The organism is Occallatibacter riparius, assembly GCF_025264625.1.
Taxonomy (GTDB): domain Bacteria; phylum Acidobacteriota; class Terriglobia; order Terriglobales; family Acidobacteriaceae; genus Telmatobacter; species Telmatobacter riparius.
In genome coordinates this window covers 3512874-3527290 of record NZ_CP093313.1, presented here as the reverse complement: position 1 = coordinate 3527290, position 14417 = coordinate 3512874, and the positions used below count along the sequence as shown (strand labels likewise).

Annotated in this window: 8 protein-coding genes; 6 read left to right on the top strand and 2 right to left on the bottom strand. The window is 60.3% G+C overall.

The genetic code is table 11. The annotated features are described in order from the left end of the window. Positions 1–4 precede the first annotated feature (4 nt). From MOP44_RS14245 to MOP44_RS14225, 5 genes are all read left to right on the top strand, one after another. Positions 5–2995 (top strand): DUF6519 domain-containing protein, encoded by a 2991-nt coding sequence (locus MOP44_RS14245; protein ID WP_260790610.1) that lies wholly within the window; start codon positions 5–7, stop codon positions 2993–2995. A gap of 410 nt (positions 2996–3405) precedes the next feature. Beyond that, a complete protein-coding gene (locus MOP44_RS14240) occupies positions 3406–5670 on the top strand; it encodes an eCIS core domain-containing protein (RefSeq protein WP_260790609.1) in 2265 nt (754 codons plus the stop codon). Positions 5671–5813: 143 nt separating this feature from the next. Beyond that, positions 5814–6704, top strand: a complete 891-nt coding sequence (locus MOP44_RS14235) for an eCIS core domain-containing protein (RefSeq protein ID WP_260790608.1) — start codon at positions 5814–5816, stop codon at positions 6702–6704. A gap of 45 nt (positions 6705–6749) precedes the next feature. Beyond that, entirely contained in the window at positions 6750–8582 is a 1833-nt protein-coding gene (locus MOP44_RS14230) for an eCIS core domain-containing protein (protein WP_260790607.1), read from the top strand. A 307-nt stretch (positions 8583–8889) separates the two neighbouring features. Further along, positions 8890–9036 (top strand): lmo0937 family membrane protein, encoded by a 147-nt coding sequence (locus tag MOP44_RS14225; protein WP_260790606.1) that lies wholly within the window; start codon positions 8890–8892, stop codon positions 9034–9036. Positions 9037–9095: 59 nt separating this feature from the next. On the opposite strand, the gene MOP44_RS14220 is transcribed toward MOP44_RS14225, so the two are convergent. Both MOP44_RS14220 and MOP44_RS14215 read right to left on the bottom strand, forming a co-directional pair. Beyond that, positions 9096–10184 carry a LacI family DNA-binding transcriptional regulator gene (locus MOP44_RS14220; RefSeq protein ID WP_260790605.1) on the bottom strand — a complete coding sequence of 363 codons (1089 nt, stop codon included), beginning with the start codon at positions 10182–10184 and terminating at the stop codon, positions 9096–9098. A gap of 75 nt (positions 10185–10259) precedes the next feature. Then, the gene (locus tag MOP44_RS14215) at positions 10260–13265 is read right to left on the bottom strand and encodes a beta-galactosidase (protein ID WP_260790603.1); all 3006 of its coding nucleotides are present in this window, start codon (positions 13263–13265) and stop codon (positions 10260–10262) included. A gap of 340 nt (positions 13266–13605) precedes the next feature. Between MOP44_RS14215 and MOP44_RS14210 the strand changes: the two genes are divergently transcribed. After that, entirely contained in the window at positions 13606–14367 is a 762-nt protein-coding gene (locus MOP44_RS14210) for a hypothetical protein (RefSeq protein ID WP_260790601.1), read from the top strand. Positions 14368–14417 lie beyond the last annotated feature (50 nt).

Below are 14417 nucleotides of genomic sequence, written 5' to 3'. Positions count from 1 at the left end.
CACTGTGGGAAGCGATCTTGCACGTATCAGTTTTGATCCATCGCGCGGCTATCGATCGGTCGTCGCTCAACAGGGACGGGTCACGCTCGAAGCGGATGTCAACGAAGAATCCGCCATCGCCAGTGAAGCCCTCCGTGTAGAGACAATCGAGGTCGTCGGCCCCGCTGGCACACCGGATGACGGATATAAGGTCTCCTGGAACGCAACCGACGGTCTCGTCGCTTCGAAGGGCACGATGTACGTCGGCGGCTGGCGCCTGCACAATGACCAGCCCGTTCCCTTCAGCAATCAGCCCGAGTGGCTCGATCAGCCGCAGCAGACCACCATCCAGGGGAACGCACTTGCCGCCCTGCTCGTCACCGAGCAGAGCATCTCCGCCACTGAAGATCAAGCCCTGCGCGAAGTCGCCCTCGGCGGCCCCGACACGTCCGCGCGCACGCGCCTGATGCAGCATCTCGTGCTCCTTCCCACTACTGACTCGGACTGCGCCGCCGCGGAAGCGGATCTCGAAAAGAACCTTCAGAGCAAGGGCCTGCTCCTGGACCCGGCAACGCGCGAGCTGAAGTACGCCGCCACCCTTGGTGTGAGCTTCTTCCCGCCCAAGCAATCGACCAATCCCTGCTGTCCTCCCGCGCAGGGCGGCTATCTAGGCTCGGACAACCAACTCGTGCGCGTCGCCGTCTCTAGCTTCTCCGGAAACCACGGCACATTGCTTTGGGGTTGGAACAACGCTTCGTTCCTGTATCGCGCTAAGGTGGTCAGCTCCAACGTACTCAAGTTGACTCAGGCGCCCATTGACGCAGCGCACACCCCGCAACCGAAGCAGGTGATCGAAATCCTGCGCACGACCATGGTGCTGGGCAAAGCCGCTGAACAGAACTACGTCGCTGCGCCGGATGGAACGATCGTCACCCTCGGCGCCGGAACCATCTACGATCCCGCCTCGCAGCAGTTGACTCTACCCTCCGGCACCACGCTGCCCAGCGACACTCACACGGTGTTCGTCCGCCTGTGGCAGGGCACCGCATCGTTCACCTCCGGCACGGCCGTACAGCTCGACTCCGACTCCGGCCTTGCCGTCACAATCAAGATGGCAGCTCTGCCCCCGGCCCCGCTCGCATCCCGCCCCTACTGGTGCTTCGCCGTCCGGCCCAACACTCCACAAAGCGTCTACCCTCAGCGCTACCTCGAGGGACAACAGCTCCCCGACGGTCCGCGCCAATGGCTTTGCGATCTGGCCGTCGTGCAACAAGTCGCCGGCGCCGCGGCGGCATCATGGCAGATCCTCGACGATTGCCGCAATCACTTCAAGCCGCTCATCGATGCCGGCGACTGCACCTGCTGCGAGTTGACCCTGAGCCCAAATGAGGACTGGGCCACTGTGCTCAAAGCAGCTATGGCAAACGCTAAGGCGCTCAGCATCTGCTTCCAGCCGGGCGCCTACAAGGCGAACAGCACCATCGTCTTCTCCCGCATCGGCGTCAAGATCACCGGGGCAGGCGCGGGAACTCAAATTCTTGGGACTAGCCTCGAAGTGGTATTCGAATTCGACAACTGTCCCAACGTCGTGTTGTCCGATATCGCCGTCGCCGCCGGGGCGGCCGGTTTCTCCAACAATGCCGCCACTGTCGGACTTCAGGGTGCGATCACCATTCGCGCTTGCGAACAGGTGGACATCGAACGCGTCATCGTGGTCTGCGCTGATGCCGACCTGCGCGCCGCTTCCTGCATCGCCGTGTACAACCCTGCTCCGGCTGCCACCACGCTGACAAATGCAGTCGACCTCCCGCGCTTTGCGCAGAGACACTACAACCTGCGCATCCTCAACAGCGAGTTTCGGGTAGGGCACTTTCAGGTCGGAATACTGGTAGTGAACGCCGATCGCGCGCAGATCGAGGGCAACTACCTCATCACCGCCCCGATACTGCGAAACATCAAATACAGCGATCTCCGCGACAATGTCTACCTCTCGTCGCGCTTGAAGAAACAGCTCATCCACGGGATGTCCATCATCAGCACCGCACCCGCCACCACGACAAGAGACAAGCGCCGGCTCCTCCGCAAGAAGACCGACGCTGCTACAACCACCCAGGCGAACGCGCCCCTTTCAGCGCCTGCACCTGAGAAGGCTGCTCTGCCCGCGAATGCCGCGCCGGAAGCCGCACCCCAGGAAAAGCAAGCCGATGTCGCACCCAACGCTCAGGCAACCGGCGCCCAGTTCCAAATCTCCGCACTGCCTCATGTCAACTTGGGCGACGTAGGCCGCGCTCACGTTACCGCCTCCTTTGGCAATCTCAAGCTGCAGATGATCAGCAGCGACAAACTCACCAACGTCTGGACCGACGCTCTTCGCAAAGCCAACCTCAATGAGTCCAGCACCGCAGGCCAAGTGCACACCGCAGTGCACCAGATAGCGGAAGCGGCGTTCAAGGCTCCCGACTCCGTCGCGCCGGGCTTCCGGAACTACGTCAGCAACCTTCTGCCCGCCCTCTACTCGACCTCTTCACAGGGCATCGTCATAGCCGGCAGCGTAGCCAATGACGTCCGCATCTTGAATAACACCATCGACGGCACCGCGCAGGGAATCCATGTGGGCCTCAGCAACCGCAAGGCTGTTCCCTATGTCTCCGGCTTGCAGGCGAGCGTAGTGCAGATCTCTGGCAACACCGTCATCGTCCGCCTCACGCCGGAGATGACCGGCGACCGTCACGGCATCTTTCTGGGCGGCGTTGAAAGCGCAGTTATCAATGACAATCACGTGGAGCTTATCCGGGGAGCCAACGCCGGCCAGGATATTTACGCCATCAAGGTAATAGGTGTCCTCGGCCGTCGCGTGCTCGTCGAACGCAACGCAATGCTTCGCTTCACGCTCGGCATCTTCGTGCAGGCCAACACCAGGCAGGCTCCCGCAGGTTACCTGTGGAAGGCCGCCGACAACGTCTCAACTTCGACCAACTGGACCGGGCCTTTTAGGGTCACTGACAATGTCCCTTGATGCGGTGAAATCAACGCAAGATAGATGTTGACTTCATCTTTGAAATCACAGTACCTTTACTTGACTGCTCTCACCTCCGGAGAGGATAGCGTGCGTTGCACGTTAGAAGGTTCGACGCCTGTTGGAGCAAACAAGGAAAGGGGCTGTCTAACAGCTCCTTTTTCCATTTTCGGTTCCGAGTAACTTCGCCGGATCGATGGCCTGAGCGCGCAGTTATGCGGAGGATCTGGAAACGAGTGAGCTCGATCCGGAGCGAGACTTATGCAGGCATCCCAAAAAGCAGAGCCAGGCATATCCTTCGCTTCTATTGAGTCTTGCCCTGCGCGCAAACTCGTACACTCCATTTCACCTGGACACAATCAGTTCCCGTTGCGGCAATATGACAAGCAACAAGGAACCGGGCACGCGCAATGCTGAAAGCCGCCAACCGCCTTCGCACGCCTGCGCCCAACATCGCGCAGCGACTGCACCGTTCCCCAGACCGACAATCGCATTCGGCCGAACCTGCCTATTCAGGCAATCGTGCATTGCTGCGCCAGTTGTCGCGCAGCGGCCCTGTAGTCCGTCGCGACCCACCGGCCGACGCAAAGAAGACCCCGCCAGCACCCGCAACTCCCGCTGCCGGCCCTGCACCCAGCCCCACACCTGATGCGGGAAAAACCGATGAGGTCAAACTCACCATCCCCTGGGACGAAATCCTGAAGGGCAACACCACGCTGCTGCAGGTGCTCATGCCCGGACTTCAGCCCCCCGCCCCCGGCTCAGGCGCAGCGACACCCGCACCCGCCGGTCCATCTCCCGCGCCCGCAGGTCCAACCGCCGGCACTTCCACTCCGCCGCCTTCCGCTCCCACACCAGCCCCAGCCGCACCCGCGCCCGACGCACCTTCGCGGCTTTCGCTAAAGGATTTCGGCAACCTCAGCCTTGGCCTGCGTCTCGGCTTTCCGGACATGAAGACGTCGAATCCATACGACGCATCCCCTTCAGCCCTGCAGCAGTCAATCCAGGCTGGAGAGCTCATCAACTACTCCATGACGGGCAAGCTTCCCTCCGCATACCAGTTGGACAAAGGCAAGCTGGTGGGCGCATGCTGGGGCATCTTCTCGAAGTACATCGCGCCCGACTTCGCCGCCAAAATCGCCAAAGGAATGTCTGGCAAGACCGCGGGCGGAGGCATCTCCTACGAACTCGATGGCGTTCTGCTTCCCGACTTCAGCGGCGGCGGCCTCTCCTTCACACTCAAGTTCGGCGCCAAAGCACCGTACCGTCCTTCTACGACGCCCGACTCCGTTCAACCCAAGCTCAAGGTCGGATCCACCACCGATCCCCTCGAAGCCGAAGCCGATCGCGCCGCCGATCAGGTAATGCGCATGCCCGCTCCCGCGTCCGAGGGCATCCTTCAACGCAAGTGCGCTGCCTGCGAAGAAGAAGATAAGGTCCGCACCAAGAGCAACGGTCAAGGCGAAGCCGAGGGCAACGCGCCTCCCATCGTCAGCCATGCGCTCAGTTCGCCGGGCCAGGCACTTGATACCAACACGCGCGCATTCTTCGAGAAGCGCTTCGACGCAGACTTCAGCCAGGTGCGAATCCACAAAGACTCGCTCGCTGCGCAATCGGCTGACGCGGTCAACGCCCGCGCCTACGCTACCGGCAATCACATCGTCCTCGGCGCAGGCGAAACCAGCAGCCCCACCCACCTTCTAGCGCATGAACTGGCCCACGTAGTCCAGCAGTCTGGCGACTCTGATACCAGCCCAGAACCGACTCTCAGCCGCGCGCCAAAGCCAGGTCACTGCGGCGGAGTCTGGTCATGCGCTTACGGTACTGCCTGCGAAACACCTGACGTTGCGGCCGGCTCCGGCGCATCGACGAACTGGCAGCTCGAACTGAACATCGATACCGATGTCGAGTCTTCCGACGACATCATGAGTGGCGACGACGTCGGCCACACCTATCTTGTCTTCACCGAGTCGAACGGAGCCAAGTATTCGTATGGGTTCTATCCCAACCCACTTCAAAAGCCAGATGTGATTCACACCTCTGTTCCGGGGTGCGTCGTCCACCCTGACACCGCTCACGCCTCCTGCGTGGATTACTCCAAGAAGTACACCCTTACGCAGGCCCAACACACGGCGGCTCTCCAATTCGCGCAACTCCTGTGCAAGGGCACCCCACCCTACGACCTCTTCAAATGGAACTGCACCACCGCTGCCGTGGAGATCGCCAAGAGGGCCGGCCAGACCCCGCCCCCGGCGAAGGGCTCCGTTGGTCACGGCGCCACCACTGCCGACAATCCCAATACCCTCAAGGAGGGCTATCTCGATCAGGATGTGCCCACCCGTCACCTGACCTCCGACTCCGACATTCGCACCTGGGTAGCGGCTCATACTACGGCCGACTTCCAGAAGATCGCCACCGCGGAGAAAGCCCGTCTGCTCAATCGGTTGCTGGAAGGCTGGATCAGCGATGAGGATATCGCCGCATTCGAGAGCATCTGTAAGGGAATAGTCAACGACGCCGAGCGCACGGCCCTTCAGACTGCCACCAAATCGCACGTCGATGACATGAGCTCGAGCGTGCAGCAAAGCCGAGTTCATGCCGCGCTTTACCCGGGTATCGTCGCACCGCCAGCCGCGGGCGTCACCGCCCCAACACCACCGCCCCCAACAAGATGACGACGCAGCAAAACCCGCAAGTTCGAGGGAGTATGAAGCATCGTTGAGGGCTCAGCATTGTCTGCGGCAGAGACGAATCCGGAACCGAATGAGGCCGAAATGAATGGTCAGCGGTCTAGCCTGCTGACTCAGTTCAGGTGACTATGCGCTACTCTTTAGCTCCAACCCGTTCGCTCTACCGCAAGCCGGCGCCGCAACAGGCGGTAAGAACCACTCCGCCTGTCTCGCGCCCAGTTCCATGCCTCGGCAATCAGGCGATGCTGCGCCGCCTCTCGCGCACCACGCCCAGCATTCAGCGCAGCCTCCAGGTCGGCGCGGTCAACGACCCCCTCGAAGCCGAAGCCGATCGCACCGCCGACCACGTGATGCGCATGACCGGCCCTGCACCGGCGGACACTATTCAACGCAAGTGCGCCGCATGCGAGGAAGAAGACAAAGTCCAAACTAAGAACAACGGCACGGCTCAGGCCAAGGGCGTCGCGCCTCCCATCGTAAGCCAGGCTCTCAGCTCACCCGGACAGCCTCTCGACGCCCCCACGCGGGCTTTCTTCGAACCGCGCTTTGGCATGGATTTCAGCAGCGTGCGCGTGCACTCGGATACGGTCGCGCGACAATCGGCAGCCTCTGTCAACGCGCTGGCTTACGCCACTGGCTCTGACATCGTGCTGGGTCCCGGAGCCAGTGCCGGTCCCAATCGCCTCATCGCGCATGAGCTCGCGCATGTTGCACAGCAGGGCGGTGCGGATCACAAAGGCGAATCCAACGCAGCGGCCTGCCCTCGCGTTCAAAGGCAGCCCGGCACCTACCCCGATCTCAACATGCCTGCATTCCCCTGTGATCGCGGAGCCGGCATCGAGCTTTGCAACACCACGAAAGACAGCAATGAGGCGCCAAACATGATGGATTGCCTCGAGGCCAGCAAGAAGATCATCGACGATTGCAAAGGTGATCGCAATGACTGTCTGCCGCAATCAAAATGCGCCTTGTGTGCGTGCCTCGGAAATCGATATTGCAAGTGCACCGGAATCGTTTAGCTTTCATCAACGACCGTTCTTCCCCTTTGGAGGGTCGTCTACATTATGAGAACCCGCGCTCAATCGCCATGCGCCTCGCAAGATCACGCGGCGCAAACGCCTGATCAGGCCGCCAACGTTGCCGCTCCTGCTGAAAAGTACTTCGGCAATCAGGCCGCATTGCGCCGTCTATCGCGGAATCCGCGGCCCTCGCATTCTGGTCTCCAGATCGGCGCGGCAAACGATCCGCTGGAAGCCGAAGCAGATCGTGCCGCCAGCCACGTAATGCGCATGACCTCGCCACCCCCCGTAACAATGCCGTCAATTCGGCAGATCAGCAGGAAATGCAAGGAGTGCGATGAAGAAGAGAAGACGGTCCGACGGAAAACCCTAGGCACGCTAGCGGATGGCGAAGCCCCTCCTATAGTGCACGATGTCCTTCGCTCGCCTGGGCACTCTCTTGACCGCTCGGCGCGGGCTTTTCTCGAGCCCCGATTCAATCAGGATTTCACAGACGTGCGCATCCACACGGGCGAAGACGCAGCCCGGTCAGCCGCGGCCGTGCGGGCTCTTGCGTACACGGTCGGCAACGATATCGTTTTCGGCTCCGGCAGCTACGCGCCTCATACTGAGTCCGGAAGAAGCCTGCTCGCACATGAGTTAGCTCATGTGATTCAGCAGAAGGGCGACAGTGACAACGCAAGCCTGCGCCGCCTCGGTGACACCAGCCAGATACCGCAGGTTCTGAGTTGCACTGTGCCCCAGGCGGCTGCTCCTCCGGCTACCGACTTTGTTCTCTTTGCCAACAACAGCTCCTCGCTCGACAGTACCGCGACAGGTAAAATCGCCAATTTCGTCGTGAACTGGAGAGCGGCCGGGACACGCCCAAGGGTTCGTATCGATGGGTTCGCCAGCGAGCCGGGTGACCAGGCCCTGAATTGGCGTCTCTCCTGCGATCGGGTGAGTGCGGTCAAAGCTGAAATGATCAGCCCGTCTGCCGACCCCGGCCCAGGCATTCCGGAAGGACAAATCGATGCATATATGCAGGGAGAGACAACCGACTTCGGAGCGGAAGCCTCGAACCGCCGCGTTACTCTCTTCCTCCCCGGTGCCCCACCACCTCCGGAACACCACGACCCGCCTCCCGCGCAGCAGCAATCTTCAGGAACCGCTTGCGCTAGGAATCCAGACTGCCCCGATGACTATTGCAGGCCGTTCGCCACGCAGGCTGAGGCCATCGCCGACCGTGCCGCTAATGCTGCAACGGTTTTATCCAGAATTGGGAGTGCGAACAGCAGAGCGCTGCCGCTCTTCAACGCCTTTGTTTGGAACCCCGCCCCCGCGGGAGACATCAGCGCGACATACGCAGAAGACTTTACTCGCTCGCTTACGACGCGCGCCATGAGCGAACGGATCCGGGCGATGCTGCAAGACGCCTTCCGAACATCGCCGCCCACCTTCCCTCCCGGACGAAACTTCATCGACGTCAACATCTTCAGCGTCCTCGACCCCGCTACCGTCAACGCCATGCTGGAAAGAGAGATGGTTTTCACTGACCCCTTTACCGTGCCCGGATTGATTGCGGGCGGCATCGGCAAAACTCAGGAATCGTGCAGAGTCGGAAGGAACACCGAGGGCGCGATCAATGATGCCCGAAGCGTGACAGGCACTGTCAACGTTATCCAGAATACGGACGGCACTCTGCTGCTGACACCGTCTCTCACCTTCACGGTGGTGGATACCATCGATTTTTGCCCCGGTAACTGCGGTGGTTTCCCTGGCACGATGCTTACCGTACCTCTATCGCGATGGGAAGCAAGTTCGATCTCCGGCGACGTTCCCTTCACGGTCGTATTCCCTGGAACTTCTCTGGTAGGAGCTTACGATTCGGAAGACTGAAGCTGCCTCGCCCTCCGGCAGAGCGCCTGATCAGGCCGCCAACGTTGCCGCTCCTGTTTTCACTCCCGCGGGGAAGTACTTCGTCGGCTGCGACGAGGATGTTACCGATGCCGCCCGTCAGGCATTCGGAATCAACATTCTCACGGCAGGGCCCGCCACAAAATGATTGGAGTCACGAACCTTGCGCGCCTTTTCGCGCGCCGATGTTTCTCGTCTCCCCAAAACCTGCATCCAACCGAGGGTAGGCGCCCGAAAGTCTGCGTTGTTCCCCAGGGCGCGCATGTCATCGAAAAGGAGACGTTAACGCATGCTCTGGACAATTTTTGTGATCCTGTTGATCCTTTGGATCCTGGGGTTCAGCTTTCACATAGCCGGCAGTTTGATTCACCTGCTTCTCGTCGTCGCCGTCGTAGTGTTGATCATCAACCTGATCACTGGCCGCAGAGCGGTCTAGGTACGCAGTCACATAATTAGCGCCCAGTTGGCGGACACAACCCTCAAGAAGCCTTCGGGCTACTCGTGTGTTGTGTCCGCCACGCTTTTCGCCCCAAAGGTCACCCTCGACTCGCGATGGCAGCCGCAGGAGCGGCGGATAACGAGTTCCGTGGGCAACACCACCCGGTGCCCCTTCGCTGGATACTCGCCGCGCGAGATGCGCTGAAATAGCAGGTTGGCTGCCATCTCGCCAACCTGGTAAACAGGCTGCCGCACCACCGTCAGTGCTGGCTGCAGCACGTCTGCTATATCGAAATCATCGAAGCCCGCTAGAGCAATTTGCCCCGGCACATCGATGCGCAGCATATTCAGCGCGTGCAGAAGGTACCGCATCGTCAGATTGTTCCCTGCAAACAGCGCCGTGGGTGGCCTCTTCTCGGTGAGCAGCGAATGCACCAGCGTCACCGTCTCTTCGTTCGACCGGCACTCAATGTAAAGTTCCGGTGTCAGGCCAGCCCCCGTCATCGCCTCGCGATATCCGTTGTAGCGCGCCTGCATCGTAAACAAGTCCTTCGCCAGCCCTAAAAAGGCAATCGTCTTATGCCCGTGCTCAATCAGGTGCGCCACGCCCGCGCGTGCTCCGGCACGATTGTTCACCAGCACCGAATCGAAGCGCGAATGTGTCGCCGGCCGATCGAGCGTCACGATATGTACGCTTTCGAAGTCCTTGCCGCGAAGATAGTCCTCCTCATTCGGTGCAGGAATGATAATCATCCCGTCAATCCGCCGCCGCAGCATGTGCGCCACCTGCTGCTGCTCGATATCCGTCTTCTCATCCGATGTGGTGATAAGCACCGAGTACCCGTGCTGCGTAGCCACGGTCGAAACCGCATGCGCGCACGTAGCGAAGAACGGATCATAGAGATAAGGCAGGATCAGCGCAATCGTCTTCGAATGCGGAGAACGCAGGCTCCGCGCCAGCTCGTTAGGCTGGTAATTGAGCATGCGGATAGCGCGCTGCACACGCTCCGCCGTCTCCTTCGAAACATTGGCGCTGCCGCTCAACAGTCGGGAAACGGTCATCTTGCCTACGCCCGCCAGCTTGGCGACGTCGGCCATTGTCGTAGAACGTCCCGGCGCTGTCTTACTGCCCTTTTGTGACGTCATGATGAAGATAATGATGAGCAAAAGCAGGGTATCATGTGCACTCTAAGTTCCGTCGCTATCTCCATGCCCTCCATCTCATTGTGCTGACCAGTTCCACGATGCGTTGAGATTCCCGTTCGTTCCGACCAGAACAATCGCCGCACTCCCCGGATCGAGCATCCCGCGGAACGTCTTCCCGCTGCGCACATCGGTGAAGGTCACCTGCCCCTGGTTCGATTCCGACGTGATCACATACATCGTCGCCTTTGGAAACACCGTCGGCGCAATCAAAATCCCCGGGTCCGTCAGCGCAGTCGAATACACAGGCGCAACGTCCGCTGCTTTCAGTGCATACTCATACGCACTGCCGACAACTTCAAGATCGTCGCTTAGCTCCAGCGGCACCGGCGAAAACAGAATCCGCCCGCTGCCGATCTTCTTCTCCATCCACCCAGTTCCATCGGCAAGCTCACCCTGCGTGAGCGTCGTCGTCTTCATCCCGCCGAAGCTGACCCGCTCCTCTCTCCACGGAAACTTCACCAGCTGTTCGCGTATCGTGAGCGGCACGTTGGAATAGCTGATCCCCAATGCCTGCGCCCGTCCCGTCGCATGCAGATGCGCGTCCCCATCGAACGGCCCCGTAACCAGCAGCGTCGCTCCCGCCTTCACGCGATCCAGAATCCCCTGCCACGCCTTCTCCGTCATTCCCATCGGCGCGGGCAGCAGAATCAGCTTCGGATGCCCCAGCAACTCGATCTGATACTCGCCCACCGCATACGCCTGCGATCGTGCATATCCATACAACGCGCGCACCGCGTTCTGCTGCGCTTCCAGCGCAACATGATTCTCCACCGAAAGCTGAAGCGACTGCGGCAGCACGATCGCGACTTCAGATTCAATCAACGAGGTCGCCGCTGGCGCAGCCTTCTTCGCAAACTCGCCCAGCGCGCGCATCTGGTTCTCCCACGTCTTCGACGAGCCATCGCTCCGCTTCATCCCAAAATCAGCTTCGCGAGCCCAGTCCCACTGCACTGCCCCACTCGATCCCGCCGCAAAGCCCAGCGCCCACTTGCGCAGCGTCAGGCCCAACCCCGTGAACTCGTTGTAGCGCCACGTACCATCCGGATACCACACCGGCTGGAATCCCGTTTCCCCCGTGATATTGGCCAGCCCCGGCCGCTTCGCCGCAATCGAGTCCCACAGCAGCGCATCGTCCTGCCAGTACGTATGATTGGTCGTGAACGACACGCCTGCCCCGCCATAGAACTGGTTCAGCACGCGATCGGTGACACCGCCCTCGTCCTGGCCCACATTGATAAGTTGCGTGCTCCCCGTCGAGCGAATCATAACAACCATCTTCTTGACCCAGTTGCTGAACATGTCCTGCGCGAACAGGTTGTAGTCCAGCGCACGAATCTCTCTCGAATTCCCGTAGCGCTCCCCGCTCAAATCCGCCTGCGCCGGCAGCGGAATATCATCGAAGCTGCCCAGCTTAACCACCGACAGAGACCACGCATCCGCCAACGCGCGCAAATCACCGCTGTACTTCTCGCGCAGCCATTTGTGCCACGCCGCAACTTCAACACCATCGCCATTGGGTACGTTGCCTTTGAAGATCACCCGTGGGTTCGAAAAGCTAGGCTCGTTGATCAGATCCCACGTCACAAACGGCGCATCCTTGAACCGCTCCACCACTGATCGCGCGTATGCCTGCTCCTCTTTCAACGCCTCAGCATCCAGATAAGGATTGGGCAGCGTTCCCTCCTGCTCTCCCCACTCGCGATCGCCCGCGCGCGGTGACATCGCAAACAACGTGAAATTCACCACGATGTGATGTCGTTGCGCGCATAGCATGAACGCCTCAACATTCCGCAGAAAGCGTTCATTTGCTCCGCCACCAGCCGTCTCCTGCGTAAAGCGCCCGAAGTGCATCCAGACACCCGTACGAACGAACGTCACCCCGTGCTGCTCCATCTCCGCAAAGTCGTGCTCCCACACCGCCGCATTCCGCGGACCTGAGAAATCCCAACCATTGCCCTCGGTAGAAAAATAGTTCGTCCCCACCGGGAAGTACGGCGCACCATCACGCGCAAGAAAATCCCCATTCGCCGTCACGCGCTCGCCTGTTGCAATCGCGCTCGCATCCTCCACCCAGAAACCGTTCTGGTAATAAGCCCTGAACTGGCCGGCCTCACCATACGTCGCGGTGACCGTATAGAACCCCGGACTCAGCGCCTTATGAAACGGAATCGCGACATCCCCAGCAGCCGGATGAGCAACTGCCACCGTTACGGAGTCGACACTTCCCTGCTCCGAGTTCAGCGTCACCTTCAATTCGCCGGCCCCTGATCCGCTCGACCGTGGCTCCCGCACATGCGCCGTGATCACTGGCAACTCTCCCGGCCGCAGCGTGGCAAAAAGCGTCTCCACATTCAGGCTGACAGCCCCCTGCGCTGCGTAGTGGGCGGCCGTGCGCATCAGCGCAATCCCATCGTCCGATCCCCAATAGCCGGCCTCCGGTTCGATGTCGAGCGCCACAATACGACTTCCACTCATCGCGCCTTCCACGTGGTCGTCAACAATCACCGGCGCGGCCACGAGCAAACCGTCCTTGTCCGCCATGTAGCCCAGCCCGTCGAGATGCCCTTCCACCGCAAAGAACTTCCGCGCGCGAATCTTCGGCGCAGCCCCCAGCGCGTAGCCATCGCGCCACTTGAATTGCGCGCCGGCCGCCACCGGCACCTCATATGTGTTCCGAAACCCAACCTCACCGGCATACGAGTTCTGCGCGCGCAACTGCTCGAAGTTCTCGCCGGCTTGCACCACAGGAACCTGCAGCGGCTGACCTCCCACGATCAGCAGATTGCCCCCACTATGCAGGTAATGTTCGATAGCGCTCCATGCATCAACAGGAGCAGCCGAACCGTACGGCAGAACCAGCAGGTCCGCATGATCAAGAGCGCCCGCAGCCTTCAGCCCTTTGAGATCGACGAAGGATGCATTCATCCCATCGAGTGCGCGCGCAAGCACCGCGCGGTCCATCGGCTCACTGCCCACCGTCGGAAATCCCGGCTGCCACAGCACCAGTATCTTTCCGAACATCGTTGCGGGAAGAAGTACAAGAACAGCGAAAGTATGAATGATTCTTGTCGAACGGGAACCAAAGCAAAGAAAACGGGCAATCAATGCAGACAACATCGAAAACTCCTGCCGACCTTGCGGCGGCGAACACCTGAACAAGGCGCGGCCCTGCGTTCATTTCACCCCGTATTTGGCTGCGCGATATCGTTCCCACGAACCATAGCAGAGCCTCTTCCCTGTGACAACATCGAGCACCCGCGAACATTCTTGAGCGAAATCCCGATCTTCGCGTCTTATCGGATGAGAGGACGAATGGCCGCAACGGAGCGTCCCTCTGATGAACGGCTTTTGGAGGCAGGAAATGACCTTGCTGAGGTCGCGTATGGCTCAATGCGTGTTCACCGCATGCGCACTGACTGCGATTACCTTCCCATGCGCTGTAAACGCGCAATCAACAAACACGGAGTCGAAAGGCCCTGAGCCGCGAGGCCCCGAAACATCCGAAACCATCTATCTCTCCAACGTGACCGGACAGAACGATCTCAACGATATCCAGACGGCTCTGCGTAACAACTTCACCCGCATCCGAATCTACGGAGTCGCAACGCAGTACGCGATCACGGTGCGCGGCACTGCCGAGGAACTCCAGGGCGTGAAGAAAATGGTTGCCGAACTCGACCGCCCGAAGAAGATCTATCGCGTCACCTACAACGTCAGTGACGTCGAGAACGGCAAGCGCACCAACACGAAGCACTACTCCCTGATCGTTACATCCGGCGGGAAGACCATACTGAAGCAGGGCAATCGCGTGCCCTTAGTCACGGGCATGACCGGCGACAACGCAGCGGCCGCCTCTCAGAATTCACAGATTCAGTACGTTGACGTAGGCCTGAACATCGACGCAAACATCGAAGGAACGGCCCTTCGCACCAAGGTCGAACAGTCCGCCATCACTGATGAGAGGGCCGGAGTCACGGCGCCGGACCCCGTGATCCGCCAGACCATGCTCGAGGGCACATCAAGCCTCACCTCCGGTAGGCCCGTCGTGCTTGGTTCTCTCGACGTCCCCGGCACAACGCGTCGCGAAGAAATCGAAGTGGTAACGGAGACTCTCACCCCATAAATTCGCAGCGAGGAAGGCAGCTGACGGGCCGCGGCTTGAGGAAACCGCGG